General features: G+C 66.8%; 21 protein-coding genes and 1 tRNA gene. 9 read left to right on the top strand and 13 right to left on the bottom strand.

All coding sequences use genetic code 11. The features are described from left to right. The first annotated feature begins 91 nt into the window (after positions 1 to 91). From MLE27_RS08580 to MLE27_RS08570, 3 genes are all read left to right on the top strand, one after another. Complete coding sequence (locus MLE27_RS08580) at positions 92 to 916, top strand: autotransporter outer membrane beta-barrel domain-containing protein (RefSeq protein ID WP_243311655.1); 825 nt, start codon at positions 92 to 94, stop codon at positions 914 to 916. Between the two features lie 263 nt (positions 917 to 1,179). Continuing rightward, entirely contained in the window at positions 1,180 to 1,881 is a 702-nt protein-coding gene (locus MLE27_RS08575) for a DUF134 domain-containing protein (RefSeq protein ID WP_243311654.1), read from the top strand. Between the two features lie 84 nt (positions 1,882 to 1,965). Further along, positions 1,966 to 3,675, top strand: coding sequence for an FAD-dependent oxidoreductase (locus MLE27_RS08570; protein ID WP_243311653.1), 1,710 nt, complete (start codon positions 1,966 to 1,968; stop codon positions 3,673 to 3,675). 149 nt (positions 3,676 to 3,824) lie between these two features. On the opposite strand, the gene MLE27_RS08565 is transcribed toward MLE27_RS08570, so the two are convergent. From MLE27_RS08565 to MLE27_RS08535, 7 genes are all read right to left on the bottom strand, one after another. Next, positions 3,825 to 4,739, bottom strand: a complete 915-nt coding sequence (locus tag MLE27_RS08565; RefSeq protein ID WP_243311652.1) for a formate dehydrogenase accessory protein FdhE — start codon at positions 4,737 to 4,739, stop codon at positions 3,825 to 3,827. Between the two features lie 113 nt (positions 4,740 to 4,852). Next, positions 4,853 to 5,572, bottom strand: coding sequence for a 4Fe-4S dicluster domain-containing protein (locus MLE27_RS08560; RefSeq protein ID WP_243311651.1), 720 nt, complete (start codon positions 5,570 to 5,572; stop codon positions 4,853 to 4,855). Between the two features lie 384 nt (positions 5,573 to 5,956). Further along, positions 5,957 to 8,446 (bottom strand): leucine--tRNA ligase, encoded by a 2,490-nt coding sequence (gene leuS, locus MLE27_RS08555; protein WP_243311650.1) that lies wholly within the window; start codon positions 8,444 to 8,446, stop codon positions 5,957 to 5,959. Position 8,447: 1 nt separating this feature from the next. Further along, a complete protein-coding gene (gene nusB / locus MLE27_RS08550) occupies positions 8,448 to 8,927 on the bottom strand; it encodes a transcription antitermination factor NusB (protein WP_243311649.1) in 480 nt (159 codons plus the stop codon). Further along, positions 8,927 to 9,397 carry a 6,7-dimethyl-8-ribityllumazine synthase gene (gene ribH / locus MLE27_RS08545; RefSeq protein ID WP_243311648.1) on the bottom strand — a complete coding sequence of 157 codons (471 nt, stop codon included), beginning with the start codon at positions 9,395 to 9,397 and terminating at the stop codon, positions 8,927 to 8,929. The genes nusB and ribH overlap by 1 nt, the downstream gene beginning before the upstream one ends. Before the next feature lie 12 nt (positions 9,398 to 9,409). Further along, positions 9,410 to 10,636, bottom strand: coding sequence for a bifunctional 3,4-dihydroxy-2-butanone-4-phosphate synthase/GTP cyclohydrolase II (locus MLE27_RS08540; RefSeq protein WP_243311647.1), 1,227 nt, complete (start codon positions 10,634 to 10,636; stop codon positions 9,410 to 9,412). Positions 10,637 to 10,740: 104 nt separating this feature from the next. Next, a complete protein-coding gene (locus tag MLE27_RS08535; RefSeq protein WP_243311646.1) occupies positions 10,741 to 11,388 on the bottom strand; it encodes a riboflavin synthase in 648 nt (215 codons plus the stop codon). Positions 11,389 to 11,735: 347 nt separating this feature from the next. Between MLE27_RS08535 and MLE27_RS08530 the strand changes: the two genes are divergently transcribed. Continuing rightward, the gene (locus MLE27_RS08530; protein ID WP_243311645.1) at positions 11,736 to 12,131 is read left to right on the top strand and encodes a Ros/MucR family transcriptional regulator; all 396 of its coding nucleotides are present in this window, start codon (positions 11,736 to 11,738) and stop codon (positions 12,129 to 12,131) included. A gap of 281 nt (positions 12,132 to 12,412) precedes the next feature. On the opposite strand, the gene MLE27_RS08525 is transcribed toward MLE27_RS08530, so the two are convergent. The 4 genes from MLE27_RS08525 to MLE27_RS08510 form a co-directional block, all read right to left on the bottom strand. Then, positions 12,413 to 12,598 carry a hypothetical protein gene (locus MLE27_RS08525; RefSeq protein ID WP_243311644.1) on the bottom strand — a complete coding sequence of 62 codons (186 nt, stop codon included), beginning with the start codon at positions 12,596 to 12,598 and terminating at the stop codon, positions 12,413 to 12,415. A gap of 149 nt (positions 12,599 to 12,747) precedes the next feature. Then, entirely contained in the window at positions 12,748 to 13,032 is a 285-nt protein-coding gene (locus MLE27_RS08520) for a hypothetical protein (RefSeq protein ID WP_243311643.1), read from the bottom strand. A 1,105-nt stretch (positions 13,033 to 14,137) separates the two neighbouring features. After that, the gene (locus tag MLE27_RS08515; RefSeq protein ID WP_243311642.1) at positions 14,138 to 14,884 is read right to left on the bottom strand and encodes an XRE family transcriptional regulator; all 747 of its coding nucleotides are present in this window, start codon (positions 14,882 to 14,884) and stop codon (positions 14,138 to 14,140) included. Between the two features lie 616 nt (positions 14,885 to 15,500). Beyond that, entirely contained in the window at positions 15,501 to 16,847 is a 1,347-nt protein-coding gene (locus MLE27_RS08510; protein WP_243311641.1) for a sigma-54 interaction domain-containing protein, read from the bottom strand. A 231-nt stretch (positions 16,848 to 17,078) separates the two neighbouring features. On the opposite strand from MLE27_RS08510, the gene MLE27_RS08505 reads away from it, so the two are divergent. Both MLE27_RS08505 and MLE27_RS08500 read left to right on the top strand, forming a co-directional pair. Next, the gene (locus MLE27_RS08505; protein WP_243311640.1) at positions 17,079 to 18,041 is read left to right on the top strand and encodes an iron-sulfur cluster assembly scaffold protein; all 963 of its coding nucleotides are present in this window, start codon (positions 17,079 to 17,081) and stop codon (positions 18,039 to 18,041) included. 680 nt (positions 18,042 to 18,721) lie between these two features. Continuing rightward, a complete protein-coding gene (locus tag MLE27_RS08500; RefSeq protein ID WP_243311639.1) occupies positions 18,722 to 19,153 on the top strand; it encodes a hypothetical protein in 432 nt (143 codons plus the stop codon). A gap of 157 nt (positions 19,154 to 19,310) precedes the next feature. Here MLE27_RS08500 and MLE27_RS08495 read toward each other — a convergent pair whose 3' ends face one another. Together MLE27_RS08495 and MLE27_RS08490 are read right to left on the bottom strand one after the other, a co-directional pair. Then, complete coding sequence (locus tag MLE27_RS08495; RefSeq protein WP_243311638.1) at positions 19,311 to 20,186, bottom strand: transporter substrate-binding domain-containing protein; 876 nt, start codon at positions 20,184 to 20,186, stop codon at positions 19,311 to 19,313. Between the two features lie 333 nt (positions 20,187 to 20,519). Next, positions 20,520 to 20,614, bottom strand: a tRNA-Ser gene (locus tag MLE27_RS08490). A gap of 121 nt (positions 20,615 to 20,735) precedes the next feature. On the opposite strand from MLE27_RS08490, the gene MLE27_RS08485 reads away from it, so the two are divergent. The 3 genes from MLE27_RS08485 to MLE27_RS08475 are packed head-to-tail and all read left to right on the top strand — an operon-like array spanning position 20,736 to position 24,328. Continuing rightward, a complete protein-coding gene (locus MLE27_RS08485) occupies positions 20,736 to 21,914 on the top strand; it encodes an aminotransferase class I/II-fold pyridoxal phosphate-dependent enzyme (RefSeq protein ID WP_243311637.1) in 1,179 nt (392 codons plus the stop codon). Next, a complete protein-coding gene (locus MLE27_RS08480; protein WP_243311636.1) occupies positions 21,914 to 23,212 on the top strand; it encodes a homoserine dehydrogenase in 1,299 nt (432 codons plus the stop codon). Before MLE27_RS08485 ends, MLE27_RS08480 begins: the two co-directional genes overlap by 1 nt. Positions 23,213 to 23,272: 60 nt before the next feature. Continuing rightward, entirely contained in the window at positions 23,273 to 24,328 is a 1,056-nt protein-coding gene (locus MLE27_RS08475; RefSeq protein ID WP_243311635.1) for a C1 family peptidase, read from the top strand. The last annotated feature ends 307 nt before the right edge of the window (positions 24,329 to 24,635 follow it).

Genomic DNA, 24,635 nt, shown 5'->3' with positions numbered 1-24,635 from the left:
TCCCTCCGGGGCTGCTTTGCTAGAAATCTCAACTTTTGGCTGGTCCTATTCTAGGGGAGGGTTACAGGGCCAGCAGCGCGGGCAGAACGGGGTGAACGTCTGGATCGGCGGCGGGGTGGGGACCCAGACCATGCAGAGCTTCTCGGGCCTGGCCGGCGTCAGCGGCACGCCCTTCACGGGCTCCGTGGGCGCGGACTACCGCATGGGCTGCGGGCTCGTCCTGGGCGCGGCCTTCACAGCCGGGACCCAGGCTCAGCGGTTCTCCATGGGCGGCGGGCGGTTCGACCGCAACGAGCAGGTCTTCAGCCTGTACGGGGCGTACCAAGCCGGACCGGTCTGGGGCGACGTGATCGGCTCCTACGGGCTGTACCAGGGCAAAACCACACGACAGGTTCCCCTGGGCCTCTACACGGACCAGAACACCGCCACACCGGGCGGCGATTCCCTCGGCCTTGCCCTGCGCGCGGGCGGCGATATCAGGCTCGGCCCGCTGGCCACCGGCCCGGTGGCGGGCATGGTGCTGCAGCGCATACGCATCAACCACTTCACGGAATCCGGCGACAGCGGCGTCACAGCCCTGGCCTTCGGCGAGCAGGTGCGGGATTCGGCCTTGCTCCAGCTCGGCTGGCGCGCATCGGCGGAGCTGGGCCGCTGGCGACCCTTCGCCGAGGCCAAGTGGAACCACGAACTGGCCGACACCAAGAGCAGGCAGGTCCAGGCCGCGCTCACCTCGGCGGCGGCCCCGCCCTATTCCATGCAGGCGGCCCCGGCGGCGCTGGACTGGGCCTCCGCAACGCTTGGCACGTCCTTCAAGGTCAACGACAGCCTGATGCTTCGCGTCTCCGGTTCGGCCACCTCCTTCAACCCCCAGACCGTGGGCTACGGCTGCGAGGTCGGCGCGAGCGTCAGCTTCTGACGGCACCCCGCAGCCGCTTGGGTCTGTCGGCGAAGCCCCTGTCAGGGGTGCGGAAACCGGAAAGCCCCCGGAGAACAACGGGAGCCTGACTTTTGCCGCACGCCCATGATGACCGGGGACGGCGCGAAACCCGTGCGTCCTTTGGCGGCGTCGCCCTGCCCGCCCAGACTCCCCCATCCTGAAATCCCGTCCGTGATTCCGACTTTCGTTGACTTCCGCGCTCCGCAATCGTAGTGCTCAATTGAGCAAAACAAGGAGCCCCGATGCCCCGCCCAAGACTCAGCCGGAAGGTGTCCGCAACACCGAAGGCCGCCTATTTCAAGCCCAGCGGGGTGCCCCTGGCCGAGCTCGGGGAGGCCCGCCTCACGGTGGAGGGGCTGGAAGCCCTCAGGCTGGCCGACCTGGAGAGCCTGACCACTTCCGAGGCGGCCCGGCTCATGGGCGTCTCCCGGCATACGTTCGGGCGCATCCTGGCCCAGGCGCGCCGGGCCGTGGCCAACTCCCTGGTGAACGCCCTGGCCTTGCGCATCGAGGGCGGGGAATACTCCGTGGTGGAGCAGGAGCCGGGCGCGACCCCGGAAGCCGCAATACGGCCGGACCCGGGCCTTGTGGCCGTGAGCGCCGCCGGGCCGGGCCTGGACGCCCTGGTGGAGGCGCGCTTCGGGCGCGCGCCGGGGTTCGTGCTGGTGGAGCTCGGCACAATGGCCGCCACCTGGCTGGACAACGGCCCCTCCCTGGCCATGGCGCACGGGGCGGGCATCCAGACCGCCGAGCGCGTGGCCGAAGCCGGAGCGGGGGCGCTGCTCACGGGCGTGGTGGGAGCCAAGGCCTTCCGAGCGCTCAAGGAGGCCGGGGTCGCCATCGGCCTGGAGCTCGGAGGCATGAGCGTGGGGCAGGCCGTGGAACGGTTCAAGGCCGGGCAGGTGCCCGAAGCCCGGGGGCCCAACCGGCCGGGGGACCAATAACCGGGCATCCGGCCCCGACGGTACATTTCGGTACAGCCATCAACCGCGCCAAGCCGGGCGCGGCCACAAGCGACAGGAGCACGTATGACATGGAAGGCCGACAAGGCGAGGAAGCGCATCATCGTGGTGGGAGGCACCGCGGCTGGCCCCAAAGCCGCAGCCAGGGCCAAGCGGCTCAACCAGGAAGCCGAGGTGGTCCTGATCCAGAAGGCCCCGGAGCTTTCCATGGCCTCCTGCGGCTACCCCTATTACGTCTCGGGCGGGGTGGCCAGCCGTGACCAACTGCTGAGCACGCCCGCCGGGGTTGTCCGCGATCCCCTGTTTTTCGCCGGGGCCAAGGGCGTCAAGGCCCTGGTGAACACCGAGGCCACCGCCGTGGACCCCAAGGCCAAATCCGTCACCATCCGCGACGCGGCCGGGAAGCGGTCGACCCTCGAATACGACAAGCTCATCCTCTGCACCGGCTCCGTGCCGCGCGTTCCGCCCTTCCCCGGGGCAGGGCTGGAGGGGATATTCACGCTCCATTCCTTGGCCGACGCCGACGTCCTGCGCGCGGTGGCCGCCGCCTCCGCCGGGAAGCCCGCGGTGGTGGCGGGCGGCGGGCTCATCGGCATGGAGACCTGCGAGGCCCTGGCCGCCAGCGGCATGAAGGTCACCGTGGTGGAGAAGCTGCCCAACATCCTCGGCTTCCTGGACCCGGACCTCTCCCTGCTGGTTCAGAACCACGCCCGGGCCAAGGGGGTCGAGGTCATCACCGGCATGGGCGTGGCCGGTTTCGAGGGCGCGAACGGGCGGGTGAGCGCGGTGCGCCTGGAGGACGGCCGCAGCCTGCCCTGCCATCTGGCCGTGGTGGCCCTGGGCGTGGCCCCCAACGTGGAGCTGGCGCGCGCGGCGGGCCTGGCCATCGGTTCGCTCGGCGGCATCGCCGTCAACGAGCACATGCGCACCTCCGACCCGGACATCTACGCCGCCGGAGATTGTGTTGAAGTTACCTGCCGCCTCACCGGGGCCAAGACCCTGGCCCCCTACGGCGACCTGGCCAACCTGGAAGGCCGCGTGGCGGGCGAGAACGCAGCCGTGGGCGACCGGGCCGCCTTCCCGGGCACCATCGGCAGCGGCATCTGCAAGGTTTTCGACTTCGCGGCGGGCGCCACCGGGCTTTCGGAGCGCCGGGCCAGGAACGCGGGCTACGACGTGGTGACCGCCGTGAACGCCAGCCCGGACAAGCCCGGCTTCATGGGGGCCAAGCTTCTTGTTTCAAAGATGGTCGCGGATAAGGGCACCGGCAGGATCCTGGGCTTCCAGTGCGTGGGCGCCGGCGAGGTGAACCGCCAGGTGGCCGAGGCGGCCGTGGCCGTCATGGCGGGCATGACCGTGGAGGAGGCCGGCATGGCGGACCTGCCCTATGCCCCGCCGTTCTCCCTGGCCATCGACCATTTCATCGCCACGGCGCACATCCTGGACAACAAGATGAAGGGCCTGTTCGAAGGCGAAAGCTGCATCGAGGTGCGCCGCGCCATGGACGAAGGCCGGGAGCAGTTCCTGCTGGACGTGCGCGGCCCCAAGGAATTCGAGGAGATGCGCCTGGGCCGGGGGGAGACGCTCATCCCCCTGGGGCAGCTCCGCAGCCGGTTCGACGAGCTGCCCAAGGACAAGGACGCCCGCATCGTGGCCTTCTGCAAGGTCTCCATGCGCGGCTACGAGGCCCGGCGCATCCTGGAGGGCAAGGGCTACCGCAACGTGGTGGTCATGGAGGGCGGTCTCATGGCCTGGCCTTACGCCCGCGAGAAATGAGCCCCTGCCCGGGCGCGCTGGTGCCGACAATGAAGAAGGCTCCGGGATTTCCCGGAGCCTTTTCGTTTTCACGCGGCAGTTGCGGGGAGGTCTGGCCGATTGTTGTGAATGCCGGTTCTTCCAGCCGGCGGGAACTGTTCGACAGGCTGCTAGCCGAAGCTGTTCCAGGGCCTCCAGGCCAGCGGCTTGTAGCCCTGCTCCTGGGCCAGCACCTCCAGGGGGATCATGCCGAAGGGCGCGAGATCGATGTGGAAGGGGAGCTCCTCGCCGCTCAGGTCGACCACGGGCAGGTAGCGCCCGCAATCCTGGCAGACGTGGATGCGCCGCTCGGGGCGGCCTTCGGCGGTGAGCACCGTGAGGCGCTCGTGATCCTCCTGGCCGCAGGCCGGGCAGACCAGGCGCACGAAGCGCCACTCGTGGGAGCACATGGAGCAGTGCAGCAAGAGCCTGCCCGACTTGGTGACCAGATATTCCGACGTGTTGTCCTTGGGCTTGAGGGTGCCCAGGTCCGGCCGGGAGCCGCACACGGGGCAGTGGCCCTTGAACCAGAGGTCGCCGTCGGCGAGTTTGCCCAGGACCGCGGCGGCCCGGCGCAGGCAGGGCCTGAGGCACTCCTGGAGCAGGAAGCTGAGCGTGGGGGCGTCCATGCCCAACTGCTCGGCCAGGGCGGCCAGGGCTTCCGGGTCCGAAGCCATGACGGCCTTGAGGCCCTTGGCGGCCAGGTCGGGGATTTCCTCCAGGGCCGCGCCGAGCGTCCTGGCCTGCGCGGCTGCGGCCGGGAACAGCCGGGCCACGGCGGGCAGGACGGCCAGGGCCGAGTCCTGGAAGAGCTGCACGAAGGCGTTGTCCACGAGCCCGGCGATCAGGGGGCTGCCTTCGCTGAAGGCCTCCGAGTCCAGTTCGGTGAATGGCGGCCAGGGGGATGCCTCCCCGGTTATCTCCTCGGACGCCCTGCCCAGGGCTGCGAAGGCCTCGGCCACGCCTGCCATTTCCGGCAGCTCCGCGCGCAGGGCTTCCAGGGCCCTCTCATAGGCCGGGCCGGAGTTGGCGTGGGGGGTGTTCATGCTGACGTCTCCCTGCTTGAAGCGATGGAGGCCGGGCCGCCTTGGGGTGACGGCCCGGCCGGGTGGTCCGTACGCCACGGCCCGGGGCCGCGCCTACGAGATTCCAGAGGCCTCTAACCCGCGACGGTCCTTGCGGGCCGGGCGAGGCGCGCGAACAGCGCCCTGGTCAGCGGGCTGAGCTCGCGTTCGACGTACTTGTGGTACATTTTCTTGGGCTGGGTGATGAGGAACACCACGCCCACGTCGTCGGGGTCGACGAGCAGGGCGCCGGGGTGGGCCCTCCTCACGGTTTCGAGGCGTTGCTTGGCCAGGGCCAGCATGTCGGCGCGCTCGCCGAAGTTCATGGTGCCCGTGCAGCAGACCTTGACGCAGGAGGGAATCATGCCCGCCTGCACGCGGTCGATGCACATGTCGCACTTGGTGAGCATGCTGTTCTCCGGGTTGCGCCGGGGAATGTTGTAGGGGCAGGCCTCGGTGATCTCCTTGCACTGGCCGGCGCTGAGCTTCTTGGTGGCCTCGGTGTAGACCACGATGCCGGTGGCCTGGTCCTGCAGGATCGCGTCGGGGACGTAGGCGTCCGAGACGGCCTTGCACGGGGGCTGGACGCAGTGCCTGCACTGGTCGGGGAAGAAGAGCCAGTGGACCCTGCCGTCGATCTTGTGCTCGTTGAAGCGCACGAGCTTGTAGTTGTAGTGGGTGAGGTCCGGGGGGTTCTGGTGGCTGCCGCGCTGCTTGGTGGGAACGGCGGGGAAGCCCTTCCACTCCTTGCAGGCGATCTGGCAGCCCCTGCAGGCGGTGCAGCGCGAGGTGTCTACGAATATCGCCTTGGGCATGATGCAATCTCCCTGCGGGGGGGGGGGGGGGGGGGGGGGGGGGGCCCGGGGGTTAGTGGTGGGGTGGGGGGGGGGGGGGGGGGGGGGGGGTTGTATGGGGCTTGGTGGTTTTTGCCCAACGGGGGGGCCCCCCCCCCCCACCCCGCCGGGGGGATGATCCCCCCGGACCCCGCATCGGCTTCGCGTTCATGGGGATGATAATTCAGGTCTTGGGCCGCTTCGTAAAACAAAGCCCGGGAAGGCTACGCCTTCCCGGGCTTTAAGTGTTGAGTAAGACCGCAATCCATTCGCGCATGCACGCGCAGCTATTGCGGGGTCCAGGGGGATCATCCCCCTGGCGGAGGGGTCCGGGGAGGCTGGCCTCCCCGGCAATCTCACGTTGCCCTAATTGGCGACGATGTTCACCAGCTTGCCGGGCACCACGATGATCTTGCGCACCGTCTTGCCTTCGATGTGGCGGGCCACGTTCTCCTCGGCAAGGGCCTGGGCCTTCACGGACTCCTCGTCCGCGTCGGTGGCAACGTCGATCTTGCCGCGCAGCTTGCCGCAGACCTGCACCACCACGGTCACGGTGTCGGTGGCCAGGGCGGCGGGGTCGTGGGCGGGCCAGGGGGTCTGGGCCAGGAGGGTCTTGTGGCCGAGCATCTCCCACAGCTCCTCGCAGATGTGCGGGGCCATGGGCGAGAGCGCGGTGACCAGCGAGTTCACCGCCGAGGACAGGGCCTCGCCGCCCTCGAGGCGCAGCTCCTCGGCGTTGGCGAACAGGAAGTTCACGAACTCCATGATGGAGGCGATGGCCGTGTTGAACTGGAACTGTCCCTCCACGTCCTTGACCACCTTGGCGATCATGGCGTGCTCGCGGCGGCGCATGTCCTTGGCCAGGGGCGAGAGCGCGGCGGGGTCCAGGGCCAGGCAGGGGCCGGTGGGGGCGACCATGCCGGCGAACTCCTCGGTGACCAGGCGCCAGGTGCGCGAAAGGAAGCGGGCCGCGCCCTCGATGCCCGTGTCGGACCACTCCAGATCCTTCTCGGGCGGGGCGGCGAAGAGCATGAACACGCGCACGGTGTCCGCGCCGTACTTGGCCACCATAACGTCCGGGTCCACCACGTTGCCCTTGGACTTGGACATCTTGGCCCCGTCCTTGATGACCATGCCCTGGGTGAGCAGGTTGGCGAAGGGCTCGGAGTGCTCGATGAAGCCCAGGTCGCGCAGGGCCTTCACCCAGAAGCGCGCGTAGAGCAGGTGCAGGATGGCGTGCTCGATGCCGCCCACGTACTGGTCCACCGGGGACCAGTAGGACACGGCGGCCTTGTCGAAGGGCTCGGTGTCCAGCTTGGGGCAGCAGTAGCGCAGGAAGTACCAGCTCGACTCCACGAAGGTGTCGAGGGTGTCGGTTTCGCGCCGGGCCGGGCCGCCGCAGGTGGGGCACACGGCGTTGACGAAGCCCGGGGTGTCCGCCAGGGGGGAGCGGCCGTCGGGGCGCACCTGGGCGTCCAGGGGCAGCAGCACCGGCAGATCGGACTCATTCACCGGGGTCATGCCGCACTTCTCGCAGTAGACCACGGGGATGGGCGCGCCCCAGTAGCGCTGGCGGGAGATGTTCCAGTCGCGCAGGCGGTAGTTCACGGCGCGGGTGCCCAGGCCCTTGGACTCCAGCCAGTCGGCGATGGCAATCTTGGCCTCGTCGCTGCGCTTGCCGCTGAACTCGCCGGACTCCGTCAGCACGCCGGGGGCGGTGTAGGCCTCGGTGAGGGCGGCGGCGTCCAGGGTCTCGCCCGGCGGGGTGATGACCACCTTGAGGGGCAGATCGTACTTCTTGGCGAACTCGAAGTCGCGCTGGTCGTGGGCGGGCACGGCCATGACCGCGCCGGTGCCGTAGCCCATGAGCACGAAGTTGGCCAGGTAGATGGGCATTTTCACGCCGGTGACCGGGTTCAGGCAGTAGCTGCCGGTGAACACGCCTTCCTTCTCGAGGTCGTCGGCCTGGCGCTTGATACGGTCCAGGTTGCGGATCTTCTCGATGAAGGCCTCGGCCTGGGCCTGCTGGGGCTTGCCCGCGATCAGCTTCTGGGCCAGCGGGTGCTCGGCGGCCAGCGACATGAAGGTCGCGCCCCAGAGGGTGTCCTGCCGGGTGGTGAACACGCGCACGCTGCCGGAGCCGTCCTCCAGGGGGAAGTCGATCTCGCAGCCCACGGATTTGCCGATCCAGTTGCGCTGCATGGTCAGCACGCGCTCGGGCCAGGCCCCGGACAGGGTGTCCAGGTCGGTCAGCAACTCCTCGGCGTAGTCCGTGATGCGCAGGAACCACTGCTCCAGGTCCTTCTGTTCGACCTCGGAGTCGCAGCGCCAGCACTTGCCCTCCTCCACCTGCTCGTTGGCCAGCACGGTGTGGCAATCCGGGCACCAGTTCTGGGGGGAGTTCTTGCGGTAGACGAGCCCCTTTTCCAGGAACTTGAGGAACATGAGCTGCTCCCAGCGGTAGTAGCTGGGGTCGCAGGTGGCCAGTTCGCGCTCCCAGTCCAGGGAGTAGCCCATCTTCTGGAGCTGGGCGCGCATGTTGGCGATGTTCTCGTAGGTCCACTTGGCGGGGTGGAGGTTGTTCTTGATGGCCGCGTTCTCGGCGGGCAGGCCGAAGGCGTCCCAGCCCATGGGATGGAGCACGTTGAACCCCGCCATGCGCTTGATGCGCGCCACCACGTCGCCGATGGTGTAGACGCGCACGTGGCCCATGTGGATGCGCCCGGACGGGTAGGGGAACATCTCCAGCACGTAGTACTTGGGCTTGGAGGGGTCCGCCTCCACGTGGAAGTGGCGGCCTTCGGTCCAGCGCTGTTGCCACTTGGCTTCGATGGAAAGGGGTTCGTAGCGTTTCATCTCAGCTGTCTTCCCTGCTTCGTGAGAGGTCTTTTTTCACGCTGAAGCGGCCCTGGTCCACGGCCTTGGCCACGGCGTCCAGGATGCCGTTGACGAAGCCCGGGGAGTTGTCGTCCCCGAACTCCTTGGAGAGCTCCACGGCCTCGTTGAGGGCAACCCGCAGGGGGATGTCCTCCACGTTCATGATCTCGTAAAGGGCCAGTCGCAGCACGGTGAGCTCCACCTTGCCGATGCGCTCCAGCTTCCAGTTCTGGGAGTGCTGCCCGACGACGCGGTCCAGCTCCTCGTGGCGGGTCCAGACGCCGCGGCAGAGCTCCAGCACGTAGTCGTCGCCGGACTCGGGCACGTTCTCGTCCCTGGGGGCCTCCTTGACGGCCTTGACCAGGGCGCGCTCGTTGACCGGGGGCTCGAAGGCGAAACCGTAAAGGATCTGGAAGGCGCGGCGCCTGGCCTTGCGCCTGGGGGTCTGCGGTCCGGACACTAGCACTGCTCCAGGACGCGGACCAGCTCCAGCGCGGCGGAAGCGGCCTCGACGCCCTTGTTGCCGGCCTTGGTGCCCGCGCGCTCGATGGCCTGCTCCAGGTTGTCGGTGGTCAGCAGGCCGAAGCCCACGGGCACGCCGGTCTCCAGGGAGATCATGGCCAGGCCCTTGGTGCACTCCCCGGCCACGAAGTCGAAGTGGGGGGTGTGGCCGCGGATCACCGCGCCCAGGCAGATCACGGCGCTGTATTTGCCGGAGGCGGCCAGCTTCTTGGCGGCCAGGGGCATCTCGAAGGCGCCGGGAACGCGCACCAGGGTGATCTCCTCGCGGGAGGCACCGTGGCGGGTGAGGTAGTCGATGGCGCCGCCAACCAGGCGGTCCACGATGGTGTCGTTGAAACGGGCGGCCAGGATGGCGAAGGAAAGGCCCGAGGCGTTCATCTGGCCTTCAATGGTGCGGATGTGCGGCATGGCTGCGGCTCCTTACTTGTTCTCGGGGGAGAGGTTGAGCATGTGGCCCATTTTTTCTTTCTTGGTGAGCAGGTAGTCCAGGTTCTGCTCGCAGGCGTCCATCTCGATGGGCACGCGGTCCACCACTTCGAGCCCGTAGCCCTGAAGCCCGATGATCTTCTTGGGGTTGTTGGTCATCAGGCGCATCTTGGTGACGCCCAGGGCCACCAGCATCTGCGCGCCGATGCCGTAATCGCGGAGGTCGGCCTTGAAACCCAGCTTCTGGTTGGCCTCCACGGTGTCGTAGCCCTTGTCCTGCAGGGCGTAGGCCTTGATCTTGTTGGCCAGGCCGATGCCCCGGCCTTCCTGGCGCATGTAGAGCAGCACGCCCTTGCCCTCGCGCTCGATCATGCGCAGGGCCTGGTGCAGCTGGCCGCCGCAGTCGCAGCGCATGGAGCCCAGCACGTCGCCGGTGAGGCACTCGGAGTGCACGCGCACCAGGGTGGGCTCGCCGGGCTTGATGTCGCCCTTGACCACGGCCACGTGGGTCTTGGGGTTCTCCTTGTCGTCGGTCTCGAAGGCCACGACCTTGAAGCCCGTGCCGTAGCAGGTGGGCAGGTCGGCCTCGGCCACCTTGTTCACGGAGAGGTTGCCGAAGCGCATGCGGTAGCGGATGAGGTCGGCGATGGAGGCGATCTTGAGGCCGTGCGTCTTGGCGAACTCGATCAAGTCCGGCATGCGGGCCATGTTGCCGTCCTCGCGCATGATCTCGCAGATGACCGCGCAGGGCTTGAGCCCGGCCAGCTTGGCCAGGTCCACGCTGCCCTCGGTCTGCCCGGCGCGCACGAGCACGCCCCCGGCCTTGGAGCGCAGGGGGAAGATGTGGCCGGGGGAGACCACGTCCTCCGCGACCACGTCGTCGGACACGGCGGTGAGGATGGTGGTGGCGCGGTCGAAGGCGGAGATGCCGGTGGTGACGCCCTTGCGCGCCTCGATGGAGACCGTGAACCCTGTGCCGAACTGGGACTGGTTCTGGTTGGTCATCATGGGGAGCTTCAGCTTGTCGGTCCACTCGGGCGACATGGGCAGACAGATGAGCCCGCGGCCGTGCACGGCCATGAAATTGATTATCTCGGGAGTGACCTTCTCGGCGGCGATGGTCAGGTCGCCTTCGTTCTCGCGGTCCTCGTCGTCCACCAGGATGATCATCTTACCCTGGCGGATCTCCTCGATGGCTTCTTCGGTGGTGCAAAGGGGCATGGGAGTCCTCCTGACGGCGGGCTGGTGAGCGTCGCCGGAACACGTCCTCGTAGTGCAGAGCGGCTAAAAGGGCAAGACGCCCGGGAGGCCGGACCCGGCCTGGGCTAAAAACCGTGCTGCTTCAGGAAATCCTCGGTTATGCGCGAGGGCTTGGCGGCGCCCTGGTAAGGGCCGAGCATCCTGGCCACGTACTTGCCGATGATGTCGGTCTCCATGTTCACGGCGCGCCCGGGAGTCCAGGAGTTGATGGTGGTCTCGCCCTGGGTGGCGGGGATGATGTTCACGCTGAGCCAGTTCTTGCCGCAGCCGTTCACGGTGAGGCTCACGCCGTCCAGGGCGACGGAGCCCTTCTCCACCACCAGGGGGCCGAACTCCTCGGGGAAGTCCATGGTGATGCGCCGGGATTCGCCCGCCGGTTCAACTGCGCGCACGGTGGCCAGGCAGTCCACGTGGCCGCTGACCAGATGCCCGCCCAGACGGTCGCCCACGGCCAGGGCCCGCTCCAGGTTCACCAGCGACCCCGCGCCCAGGGCGCCCAGGCTGGTCTTGTCCAGGGTCTCGGCGGAGGCGTATGCGGTGAAGGCGTTGCTGCCTCCGCTCTCCACGGTGAGGCACGCGCCGTTGACCGCGATGGACTCGCCAAGCACGATGTCCGCAAGTTCGAACAACGCCCTGATGGTCAGCCGCATCTGCCCGCCGCGCGCCTGAAGCGACTCCACCTTCCCCATACCTTGAACCAAGCCGGTGAACATGCTCTCCTCCGCGATATATCGGCGCTACATTTGCCCGGGCGGGGCGTCTTTGTCAAAGCCGGGCGGGCGGACGCAATAAGGCGCATCCGGGACGCATCGGCCCGGGGCGTTGCGTTCAGCGTTCCGGGCCGCCCCTCAGTTCGGCCGGGGTTGGCCTCCAATTCCCGGGCGCTCGGCTCCAACCCTTCGGGACCATCCAGACCCTTTTCCTGCGGGCGTTGCAACACGCTGTCCACCAGGGTGCATTTTTTTCGATCACAAGAAAAAGTGCATTTCCGATATTTACATCAAGCTGCAGTTTCGTATACTGGTCGAGGACACCACCCGTGATTGTGAGGAGCCACACTATGGATGATTATCTTAAGGAAGCGCTTGAAATCGTCAAAGCGCAGGCGAGCGTCCGCAACATGACCGAGGAGGAAATCACCTCCATGGTCAAGAAGGTTTCCGAAGGCATCCGCGGCATCAGTGAGGGCGTCGTCGTTGTTGAAGAAGGCGCAGCACCTGTCACCGACCCCAAAAAGGCCATCAAGGAAAAATCCGTCACCTGCCTGGAATGCGGAAAGACCTTCAAGATCCTCACCAAGAAGCATCTTGGCACCCACGGCCTGACCGCCGACGACTACAGGGCCAAGTACGGCTACAAGAAGGGCACCCCCCTGGTGAGCAAGTCCTTGCAGCGCGAGCGCCGCACCAAGATGAAGGACATGAAGCTCTGGGAAAAGCGCAAGAAAGCCGTTTAACCCGCATTTACACCACCACCCGCAGCATCGCCCCCCGAACCGACGGTTCCGGGGGCGCTGTTGTTTCCGGGCCCCCGGCATTCCTGGCGGATCGCCGCCCGCATGTTTGACGGACCTGCTCCGTCGAACCCCGTTCCGCATTGTTGCCCGACGATACACTGCCGTCTCAGCCGGAACAACATTCCTGCGTGGGATGTGCCGTGATCCATCCCGGCTGTTTGCAATGATGCGGCCAGGCAATCCCGCCACGCGCGGCGCATGCCCTGCGCGGGAAACACGCCTCAGGCCGCGTTGCCTTCGGCCACCACCACCGTGACCACGCCCGGCTTGGCCGTCTCCCCGCGCGGGCGGCCCGAGGCGATGACCTCGTGGGTCTGGAACAGATGCCGGCAGGCCCCGTTTCGGCACCAACGCACCCTGCACACTGTCTTGTTGAGCTTTTCCGTCTCCACCACACGCGTATCCATGCCGCACTTTGGGCACCACATGCGCTTTACTCCCCGGCGCAACAGACGCCGCACTGTTTCCCTGCCGTCACTCCCTGATGCCGCACAACTCTCGCAACAGTGGCAACCGCCATGCCTCACGCTCCCGACAATCCGGCTGCCGCCCGCGCTTACAGGTCGCGGCGGCCTTGCTGCCCTCCCAGGCTGGCCGGGTAATCCTCGCCCGCAGCCCGGCGGAGGCCTTGCTGGTGGCGGGCTTCCGCCTCGGCCTCCTCCCGCGCTTCGCCCGAGAGTTCGAAGCGCAGGCACCAGCCAGTCGAAGAGGTCCTGCACGTCGCCAGCCCGTGCACCAGCAGCGCCGCGTCCAGGCGCAGGTGCTCCGTGATCTCCTGGCAGAAACCCACCAGGCTGTCCCGGGTGTCCCAGTTCGAACAATTCGCGCAACGGCGCTCCATCACGGCCACCTCTCGAATACTGCGGCACAGCGGCCGGAATGCGTGCCTGGCCTTCCTGGGAAGGCCGGGACGGACCCTGGCACATTTCCGTCCCGGCCTGGGTTATGAAGCGTGTCGCCTGCTGCCCCCGTGGAGGGCGGGGGGCCGGATGGGTAAGCCCTCACCGGCTTCGGGCAGTCCTGTAGTGTAGGACGCTATACGTCATTTGCGAACGTGCGGCCGCCAGCTTGCGGACTTCCCTCCCCCCTGCCTGGCCCCCGTTATTGGGCCTCGGAACGCATGGCGTTTCGGGTCTTCCGGTACTTGCCTCGCCGCGTCTGCCGCATTCCTTCACGCACGACGCGACACCGAATCTATTCGTAAACGTATTTTTGTCAAGGCGTGGCAACTTTTGGGAATACTGTGTGATTGAGAGGTAATACTTGCAAAATTATCCCTCACATGGATAAATTATCTCATGAAAAGAATTTTTAATCGCCCTATTATGCAATCAAATATCGTCAGGCAAAACAGCATGCCTTTTGCAATTCCGAACCACTGGCCGGAATTTTCATGAAGGGTATGAGTGACCCAGAACAGGCCCGGAATTGGCGCAATTATGCGAATTAGGCCCATGCGGCTCGCCTTGCCCCCAAATGAGGCCACGCCTGAAGGGGGATGCCGCTAGCGCAGCCGCTCCCATGGCGGGCTGTGACGAGGAGGAGCCCTGAGCAAGGGGATTTGAGCAGGCCTGCTGCGTGGCGGAAACACAGAGGAGGCAAGCCCGGAGAATCGCGGCGGAATGCGCGCGCCACGGTTCGGGCGCACGCCCCCCCCTGGACACGGAGCATCTTTGAGGATCAAGGCTCGCTCGGCCGACAGCGAACGGAGTGGACAGAGACGGGCAGGGCCGGTTCAACGCCCGTGCCGTTGGCCGGATCGGCGACGCCTTCCGGGCGGCCACCGGCGGCTCCAGGCCAGACCCGGCACGGCAAAGGGTCAGCCAAGGGCGGGCCAAACATGGCCCGGGCGGCGAACCCGGAAGCCCCCCCCCAGACAGCCGCCGATCAGGAGCGCCCCGAGGAACGAAAGCGCCGGAGAGGGATGCGTGCGAAAGCGAGGGGAGTTACTTGCGCGTCATGTCCGACCAGGCCCAGACCACCCGCCCGATGATGGCGCGGCGCAGGTCGCCCTGGTAGTCGGCCTCAAGGTTGTAGACCCTGGGGGGGAAGGAGCGCTTGTCGGGATTGTCGGAGATGAAGGTCACCAGCGTCTGCCCGTCCCGGCGGCTGGTGTAGACGCGCTTGACCGAGACCTCGGCGTCCGGCCCGGGCTCGCGCACCAGGAAGATGGAGCCGTCGGGCTCGGGGCGGAAGTCGTCGCGGTCCACCAGGACGATGTCCAGCGGGTGCAGGGTGGGCACCATGGATTCCTGCCCGCGCCCGATCTCGAGGGCCACCAGGTTGGTGCGGTAGCGGATGGAGGACTGGTCCTTCATGGCCAGCACCCAGCCGCGCACGGCGTCTTCGGGGATGAGGCCGGGGCCCGCCGCCACCTGCCCCTGGGCCAGGGGGATGGCCATGTAGTTCTCGGGGTCGGGCTGGCCCGCGCCTTCGGCGGCCCCGCCGGAGCGCCTTGCGCCCACGAAGACCACGGGCTTGGTGGTGTCGCGCTCCTCGTCGGGGAAAAGGATGCGCGCCCCAAGGGTTTCGAGGATGCGCGCGACCGTATCGAAACGGGGGACGGCCTTGCCGGAAAGGAATTTGGAGATGTTGGGCTGCCCCACCCCGGACTTTTCTGCAAGGCTGGAAGGCCCCCCGTGCTCACGCGCCATTCGGGAGATGCCCTGCCTGACCTTTTCAACAAGATTCATGGCGTTCTTCCTTTCCTGCATTCCTAAAGAAATTTATATCACAAGTAAATACTCAAAAGGAATACGCGGGGAACCCGCCGTCGCAGTGCGCCCCATCGTCCTAAACGCTGCACCACTGTAAAGCAATTCACCCCAAATGCAACTGAAAACATGACAACCGCGGCGCGTTGTCATGCCCGGCGCGGCACTCTTCCGGATGAAGCGGCCATGGGCTTTACAGTGGCCGGATGACATGCGGGATCACTGTTCAGGCAGCATGCTCGTGCAGGCTGAGCGGCCGGATGGAGGCATCGCGGCAGAGCCTGTAAACGCCGGGAACTTCCCTGCAATGGCTGGAGTCATTTTGGGGGGCGCCCGCTCCGCCGGAGGGCGAACCTCCGTGTTGGCGGGGAGCCCTCTGGAGTGCCGCACGCTGACCCAGATATGCCCGTGCGGCTATGGCCATCGCCGGGGTCCGCCGCCACGCCCTGGAGCATCGGGGGATGCCCATTCCGCAAAAAATGGCGAAACCGGGAAGGCCGGGCCGTTTTCGGCGCAATCACCACGCCGGGATGGCAAGAGGCGGCACTCTCCAGCCCGAGCGGACGAATTTTTCGTCCAACAGCCCTTTGTGGACTTATTCTTCGCCTTCTCCGTTATTGCGGAGAATCCTGCGCAGTGTGTCCTTGGTGATTCCGAGCTCCCGGCAGGCCGCGTTGCGGTTGCCCTGGTTGCGGCGCACGGCCCGTTGCGCGGCCTGCAGCCGGATCTCCACCATGCTCATGGGCATGTCCCAGCCGTTGTTGGCGGGGGCCGCCGGGCGCAGGTGCCTTGGCAGGTGCCCGGCTTCTATGAGCCCGCCCGGACAGAGGATGCAGGCATATTCGATGATGTTCTCAAGCTCCCGGATGTTGCCCGGGTAGTCGTAGCGGCTCAGGATGCGCATGACCTCGGGGGTCACCCCGCTGATCTGCTTGCCCGGCGTGGAGCCCCGCCGCAGGCGCAGGAAGTGCTCCACCAGCAGGGGGACGTCCTGGTTGCGCTCGCGCAGGGGCGGCAGCTTGAACTGCACCACGTTGAGCCGGTAGTAGAGGTCGCCCCGGAACAAGCCTTCCTCCACCATCCTGGCCAGATCGCGGTTGGTGGAGGCCACCACGCGCACGTTGGCCTTGATGCTGCGCACCCCGCCCAGGGGCTCGTAGACGCGCTCCTGCAGCACGCGCAGGATCTTGGCCTGCAGGGAATAGGGCAGGTCGCCGATCTCGTCGAGCAGCAGGGTGCCGCCCTCGGCCAGCTCGAAGCGGCCGGGCTTGTCCTTGCGGGCGTCGGTGAAGGCCCCGGCCTTGTAACCGAACAGCTCGGATTCCATGAGCTGCTCGGGCAGGGCCCCGCAGTTCACGGCCACGAACGGCCCCTTGGAGCGCCCCGAGAGCCGGTGCACCGCACGGGCGAACAGCTCCTTGCCGGTGCCGGACTCGCCCAGCAGCAGAACGGTGGCGTCGCTCTCGGCGATCTGGGGCAGGATGCGCACCACGTCGGAAAGGTAGGGGTCCCGGGTGCAGAACTCCTGGGTGGTCCTGTCGTCCTTGGCGCGGCCGGGGCGCTCGAAGCCGGTGAGCTCGCGGAAGGTCTCCACCCCGCCGATGATGCGCCCGGCGTCGTCTTTCAGGGGGGCGGCGCTGATGGTGACCTGCATGGGGGTGCCGTCCTTGTGCAGGATGGTCATGGTGCGGTGCAGGATGCGCTGGTCCCGCTCGATGCAGGCCTTGAGCACGCAGGCCCCTTCGCAGTCGCGCGTGCGGAACACCTCGGCGCAGGTGCGCCCCAACGCGAATTCGGCCGTCACGCCCGTGATGAGCTCGGCCGAACGGTTGAAATAGGTGATCTTCCAGTTCAGATCGATGGTGAACACGCCGTCCGCCACGCTGTCCATGATGAACGAGCACATGGACGTGCAGGCAAACGGCTCCCCGATTGCTTCCATACCGTAGGTTCCCCCCGCGTTTCTGCCGCGCGCTTTCCCACCTTCCGAGACCTGCCCCCCAGGCCACCGGACTAAAAATACGTCTACCTTGAAGCGGCAAAAGCCGCAACTTTTTGCAACATGGCGTAATTTCGACGCATTCAACTTTGGCCCGGATTATGCTCTTTTTTTCACAAAGCCAGCCGGCGCGACCTCCCCGCGAAGCGCGCCGAATACCATAGGAGGCTCCTTATGAATCTCACACTCACCATCACCGGACGGCGCTGCGACCTCGCCCTGCACCCCGTTTCCGCCAAGACCGTCGACCGCATCAAGGAGCTCGGCCGCAAGTTCTACACCAAGAAGTACATTCACTGGTGGCGCAACGGCAACACCAGCACCTGCGGCATGAAGATCGACGACGAATGCGTCATCAAGGTGGACCTGGACGGCCAGCCCGCCCCCATGGACTCCACCGGCATCGCGGACAGCGCCGTGCTGCTGCGCCGCCGCCACTACCTGGACAGCAAGGCCCGCTACCTGGCCCTGCTCGGCTACGACGACGAATACTGCCACATGAACTGGACCTGGAAGGATGTGGACTCCTTCGACCCGGAGCGCTTCCACTTCTTCGTTCACCGCTGGGACCGCATCCTGGGCGCGACCGACTTCCTGATCCTCGACGACGTGCGCTACAACGGCCGCTTCGCCGACGAGCAGGACTGGGGCGGAAGCTGCGGTTTCAGCCTGGTCGACCCCACCGTCATCGACCTGGACGCCGTGCGCCGCGAAGTGGCCGTGGAGAGCGTGCCCGAGCTGGCCATGCAGGCGCCCGAGCACGTGCCCGCCAACACCAGCGCGGCCATCATGCCCATGATGCCCGAAACCCCGCTGACCATCGCCGTGGACGGGGCCAACGCCACCGGCACCTACGGCTGCACCAGCTGCAACCTGCCCATCCGCATGGATCTGCGCATCAAGGACGGCACGGTGGAGGCCGCGGGCGGCACTTCCGAAGGCTGCGAGTACAGCAAGCAGTGCCTCACGGCCCTCTCCTCCCTGGTGGAAGGCAAGAGCGTGGACGAGTGCGCCTACCTGACCCACGAGGACCTGCGCAAGCACCTGCCCAAGCTCCCCGGCAGCCTCTACTGCGACGTGTTCACCGTCGGGGCGCTCAAGATCGCCCTGCGCAACTGGGAGAGGAAGGCCGCCTAGCCGCCGGTCACCGGCGAGGCGCGGGAACCGAAAAGAAACCGCACGGCAACAATCGCAACACCGGCCCCCCGTAGTGTCGGGGGGGCCGGCACCGATACGGCAAACTTCGTTCCGCCCCGGCCGCCCCCCGGCCGGATCCAGGCCGCCCGGCCCCCCCGGGCGGCCGGCGGACGAACCCGACAGAGAAGGCATCAAGCCTTTGGGAGCGCCCAAGAGAGCGGGGCGCGCCCGAAACTCCTCGCGTCCGCCCCCCGGTCCTCCCCCCCGGCCGGGGGGCGGCCTCTTTTCGAGGCGGTTCATCCGTGCGCCGCGCTTCGCGCCCGTGCGGCCGTGAGCGTCGAGGCCCCGCGAGGCGCGCGTGAATCACCTGCCTGGGGCCTCCCCACGCTGCCCTGCCCCCCGGACGCGAAATCTCACTCCCGTCGGCCCGCACGGGCTTCCCGGCTGACGGCCCTACGCTGAAGGCCGCTTGTACCGGTCAGCAAGGGGGCGTACCATCGGGACAATGTCCCAAACACGTCCAAGGCGGCCCCGCCATGCCTGAACAGCCCGCACCGGATTCACGGAACATGACGCCGCCCTGCCCCCCGGGGGTCCAGGCGCATGCGTTCCTGTGGGGCATCGCATCGCAGTCTCAGGCCAGGATCGAATCTCAGGGAGCATGCTCCCCGAAGGACGCCGTGATCGCGGTCGTTTTCTCGTTCATGGCCCTGGAGGCCTACGTCAACGTCATCGGCCCCCGCCTGGACCCTCTCTGGCCCCCCGACTTCAAGGCCGAGAAGAAGTACTTCGGCCGGCTCAACGCCCGGGGCACCATCAAGAAGATCAATTACGCCGCCAGGCTGGCGGGCCTCAAGCCGTTCAGCGAGCACGAAAGGCCCCTGAAGACCATCGTCGCCCTGCGCGAGCTGCGCCACGCCCTCGCCCACGCCAGGCCCGGGCTGGAACAGGCGGCCCTGAGGGAGCTGGCGTCTCCCGGTTTCGCGGCCATGGCGCTCTGCGACGTGGAGGAACTGGCCGGAACGCTGCACGCGGCCACGCTGCGCACACTGGCGGAAAGAGGTGACTGCCCGGAAGATGCGTTGCACCTGGATCCCCGGCCTTTCGGGTAGCTGGTCCGCCACCGCGCGGCCGTTCTACGGGAATATCGGCGCTGCTCCCCAGGGGACTGCCCAAGGTGCCGGAGTGATTACTGGCCCCATCCGGCCCTGGGGCCGAAGGCCTTCGCCGACACCGCCGGGGCCTGAATGGCCCGGCCCGCACCGGCGCTCAGCGGGGGTCTATGAGCAGATGCCTGTATTTGGCGGGAATGTCCGATGCCTGCGCATACGGGCTGGCGAGTTCGATCATGGTTCTGCGGCGAACCCAGGCGGTGTCGATCTTTCCTTTGTATTGCTCGAAAATCCGGATGAACGAGCCGTCGCGGACCATGATGTCCAGCCCTCTTTCCAGGCTCTCCAGCAGGATCGCCGCATTGGGGGCCGTCCTGGAAACCCAGATGAAGCGGAACCAGGGATAGTGGATGACGATGTGGCTGTCCGCCACGATGCCCAGGCCTTCCTCCTTTGCCCGCTCCAGGAAGGCCTCGAATTCGCTGGTTCCCATGGGCAACAGGTCGAAATGCCCGGAGGCCAGCGCACGCAACGGGGCGGACTGCGAACTGAACGGGGCCTCCACCACCGTGATGCCCGCGCCCGCGTACACGTCGATGTCCCCCCAGCCGTAGCCCTGGCCAACGCGGAACCGCCTGAGTGCCTCCACGGATGTGACGCCCTTGAGGATGTCCTTGTCGTTGCCCCGTACGAGGCAGACCCGCCACCCAAGGAGCCCCCTTTCCAGGGGGACCCTGATGGCTGCGATCAATTGCCTGCCCTCGAGCGCCAGGCGGTTGGCGTTGGGGGGGATGAAGGACAGATGGAGCTTGCCCGAGGCCATCTCGGCGTCGAGGCGGTTTTCGGCAGCCACCGGGAACATCTCGAACGTCGCGTCCAACCCGGCTTTATTCAAGGCTTCGATGCAAATCTCCCTGGCGAAGGCGAGATGCTGGTCCGACTGAACATAAATCGAAAGCTTCTCGGCCAGGGCCTGGCCTGAATACAATACTGTCTGTAGAAGAATTAACAACGCGACGGATACAATTTTCATTCTCCTCCGATAGTAATTAGTCGGTCAACGTGCAAGAAGCCCCCCGGCAGATACCGGCCAAGAGTTTCTGGAGATGTGCCGATGCCGCGCCGTGCGCCTGGGAAGCGGCACTATTCGGGGCTGGCCGTGTTTACCTATGGAGGGAGAACTCCTGGAACGAGGCGCGTCCGGCACCGTTCCGGGAAAAGGCGGCAAAAATCTTGGGGGGAGCGCGGCGACGGCTCCGGTGATCCAAATTCCCGAAGCGCTTCGCAGAGGCCTGAACCACCCGCCCCGCCTGCAACGAAAAACCCCGCCAGGAGTGCGTCCTGACGGGGTTTGAACGGTCTTTTCTGGCGGAGAGGGAGGGATTTGAACCCTCGATACAGGTTTTAGCCCGTATACTCCCTTAGCAGGGGAGCGCCTTCGGCCAGCTCGGCCACCTCTCCGCGCAAAGCGGGTTGATACATATCCCGCGCGGCCTCGTCAAGAGGGCATTTGCGCCTTTGACACCACGGCCCGCCCCGGCTACATTTTCACATTCACTCACCATAGAAGGAGCCGTTCGCGATGCATAAATTCGCGCGCATGGAGCGCCTGCCTCCCTATGTCTTCGCCGTCGTCAACGAACTGAAGATGCAGATGCGCCGTCAGGGCGTGGACATAGTCGACCTCGGCATGGGCAACCCGGACATTCCCACCCCCAAGCACATCGTGGACAAGCTCACCGAGGCTTCCCAGAAGGGTGTGAACCACCGCTACTCGGCATCCAAGGGCATCCCGGGCCTGCGCCTGGCAATGGCCAACTGGTACCTGCGCCGCTTCGGCGTGGAGCTCGACGCCGACTCCGAGGTGGTGGTGACCATGGGCGCCAAGGAAGGCCTGGCCCACCTGGCCCTGGCCATGCTCCAGCCCGGCGACGTCGTCTTCGCAACGGACCCGGCCTACCCCATCCACCCGTACGCCTCCATCATTTCCGGCGCGGACGTGCGGCGCATTCCCTTCGGCAAGGGCCGCGACTTCTTCGAGGATCTGCTCGCCGCGACCAGGCAGACCTGGCCCCAGCCCAAGCTGCTCATCATCAGCTACCCGCAGAACCCCACCGCCGAAGTGGTTGAGCTGGAGTTCTTCGACAAGATCGTGGCCTTCTGCAAAGACCACAACATGCTCTGCATCCACGACTTCGCCTACGCCGACCTCTGCTTCGACGGCTACAAGGCCCCCTCATTCCTCCAGGCCAAGGGCGCCAAGGACGTGGGAGTGGAGTTCTTCTCCATGTCCAAGAGCTACTCCATGGCCGGCTGGCGCGTGGGCTTCTGCTGCGGCAACCGCGAGATCGTCCAGGCCCTGACCCGCATCAAGAGCTACCTGGACTACGGCATCTTCCAGCCCATCCAGATCGCGGCCGCCGTGGCCCTCAACGGCCCGCAGGACTGCGTGCAGGAGATCTGCGACATCTACCGCGACCGCCGCGACGCCCTGATCGAAGGTCTGGAGCGCGCCGGGTGGATCGTGCCGCCGCCCAAGGCCACCATGTTCGTCTGGGCCCAGATTCCCGAGGAGTTCAGGCACATGGGTTCGGTGGAGTTCTCCAAGATGCTCCTCAAGGAAGGCCACGTGGCCGTGTCGCCGGGCCTTGGCTTCGGCCACTTCGGCGACGACCACGTCCGCTTCGCCCTGGTGGAGAACCGCCACCGCATCAACCAGGCCGTGCGCGGCATCAAAAAGGCCCTGTCGGGAGAATCGTGATGTCATCCCAGGTGCGCATCGGCCTGGCCGGGTTCGGCATCGTGGGCCAGGGGTTGACCTCCATCCTCACCGGCAGCGCCCAGTGGATCGAGCGCCGCCTGGGCCGCCCCGTGGCCGTGCACGCCGTGGCCCTGCGCGACCCGCACAAGCAGCGCGCCGTGCCCATCCCCGATGGGGCGCGCGTGGTCTCCAATCCCTTGGAGCTCGCGCAGGACCCGGACATCGACATCGTGGTCGAGCTCATGGGCGGCCTGGGCATGGCCTACGACCTCATCCGCCTGGCCCTGGCCTCGGGCAAGCACGTGGTCACCGCCAACAAGCACCTGCTGGCCGAACGCGGGGAGGAGCTCTTCGCCCTGGCCGCGCAGAAGGGCGTGGGCCTCTACTACGAGGCCAGCGTCTGCGGCGGCATCCCCATCGTGCAGACCCTCAAGGAGTCCCTGGCGGGCAACCGCATCCTGGCGGTGACCGGCATCCTGAATGGCACCTCCAACTTCATCCTCTCGCGCATGTCCTCCAAGGGGCTGACCTACCAGGCCGCCCTCAAGAAGGCCCAGAAGAAAGGCTACGCGGAAGCCGACCCCACCCTGGACGTGGAGGGCTTCGACGCCGCGCACAAGCTGGTGCTGCTCATCCGGCTGGCCTACGGGCACGACTACCCGCTCAACAAGCTCCCGGTGACCGGCATCACCGGCGTGACCCCGCTGGACATCGCCTACGCCAAGGAGTTCGGCTGCCAGGTCAAGCTCATCGGTCAGGCCAAGATGGTGGACGGCAGGATCATGGCCGGCGTGCACCCCATGATGCTCAGCCAATCCTACCTGCTGGCCCAGGTGCACGGCGCGTTCAACGCCGTGCGCGTGGTGGGCGACGCCGTGGGCGCGGTGATGCTCTACGGCCAGGGCGCGGGCGGGCTGCCCACCGGCAGCGCCGTGCTGGCCGACATCATGGACCTGGCCCGCGACGGCGCGGCCCCCAACAACACCGGCTTCCCCGAGAAGATGCTCCCCCCGGCGGACATCCTGCCGCCCGAGGAGGAGTGCAGCCGCCGCTACTTCCGCTTCAACGTGGAGGACAAGCCCGGCGTGCTGGCCGCCCTGGCCCAGGCCCTGGGCGACGTGGGCATCTCCATCTACCAGGTGGTGCAGAAGGTGGACCCCTCGGCCCCCGACAGCAACATCGTGCCCATCGTGTTCATGACCCATCAGGCCAAGCAGCGCGACGTGGAGAAGGCCCTGGAGAACATCCGGGCCATGCCTTTCGTCAAGGCCGAACCCGTGCACCTTCGGGTGCTGTAAAGCTCCGGGCGGGGGGCCCCGGCTCCCCGCCCAATCTTCACCCGCCCCGAAGGAGGCCTTATGCCCAGGCCCGGACGCTGCCTCTTCGCCGTACTTCTCCTGACCCTGACGATCCTTGCCGCGCCCCGGCTTTCCCTCGCCGCCGATGCGCTCTCCTTCGAGCCCGGCGACAGCATCGAGACCCTGCGTGAGAAAATCCGCCTCAACGGCTACGACTTCACCGTGGGCGAAACCTGGGTCTACAACCTTCCGGAATCAAAGAAAAAGAGCCTTTACACCAGGGGTGCCATCCCTTCATCGCCGCCCAAGGCCGCGTCCCCACGCCTGACCTCCCTGGATGCGGCCGCGCCCCTGGCGCTGCCGGCCTCCTTCGACTGGCGCGACAAGGGCGGCAAGAGCTACATAGGCCCCGTCAAGAACCAGGGCGATTGCGGCGCCTGCTACGCCTTCGCCGCCGCCGCCACGGCCGAGGGGGCCTACAACGTGGCCACCGGCAGGACAGGGGCCGCCTGCGCCGACTTCTCCGAGCAGTTCATCGCCTTCTGCCTGGGCACCTACGGCCCCTACTCCAGCCATTTCAACGGATGCGACGGCGCCGACTACGACTACGCCGAGCTGCTGGCCCTGACCCAGGTGGGAGCCGCCAACGAAACCGCCCTGCCCTACACGGGCGTCACGCCCTCCGGGTGCAACAGCTCGGCCTATCCCGTGATCCGCTTCAAGAGCTGGGGCCGGGTGGCCTGCTCCGACACCGACGCCATCAAGGCCACCATCATGGCCAATGGGCCGGTGGACGCGGCCGTGAACGTCACCTCGGCCTTCGACGCCTACACCGGCGGCGTCTACCAGGACGACCAGGCCGGCTGCCCCGGCTCCGACTGCGCCTACACCGTCACGAACCACGCCATCGCCCTGGTGGGTTGGAACGACAACGGCGACGCCGCCAACAACGGCTACTGGATCCTGCGCAACAGCTGGGGCACAGGCTGGGGAGAGCAGGGCTACATGCGCATCAAGTACGGCTCGGCCCGCGTCTCCTGCTCGGTGGCCTACCTGACCTACCCCCTCCAGACGGGCGGGCGCTTGCCCGGGGCGCTCAAGCTGCTGCTTCAGTAGCCTCACCCCGAAATCGGACATGAAAAAGGCCGCGACGGGCACCCGTCGCGGCCTTTCCTGTATTTGCCGAGTTGACGCTGAAGACGCCTCCGGCGGCCAAAGGGACTTCGTCCCTCTGGACTCCCATCTAGCTTCGCGCAGTCCGCGGCACCCGCATTCTTATCCCGTAACCACGCATAATTCCTGGCATGGCCTGCGCGGCCCACACCCCGAGACGCCATCAGCTTCACGTTCCCCTGCCCCGCATGTCCAGTTCATCGCCGTGAACGAAATTGTCTCCCCTGCCGGGCTGCGGGCGGCAGCGCAC

The sequence above is a fragment of the Fundidesulfovibrio agrisoli genome, from assembly GCF_022808715.1.
GTDB lineage: Bacteria > Desulfobacterota > Desulfovibrionia > Desulfovibrionales > Desulfovibrionaceae > Fundidesulfovibrio > Fundidesulfovibrio agrisoli.
Note: the sequence above shows the minus strand (reverse complement) of the source record. Positions and strands in the feature narration are given on the sequence as shown.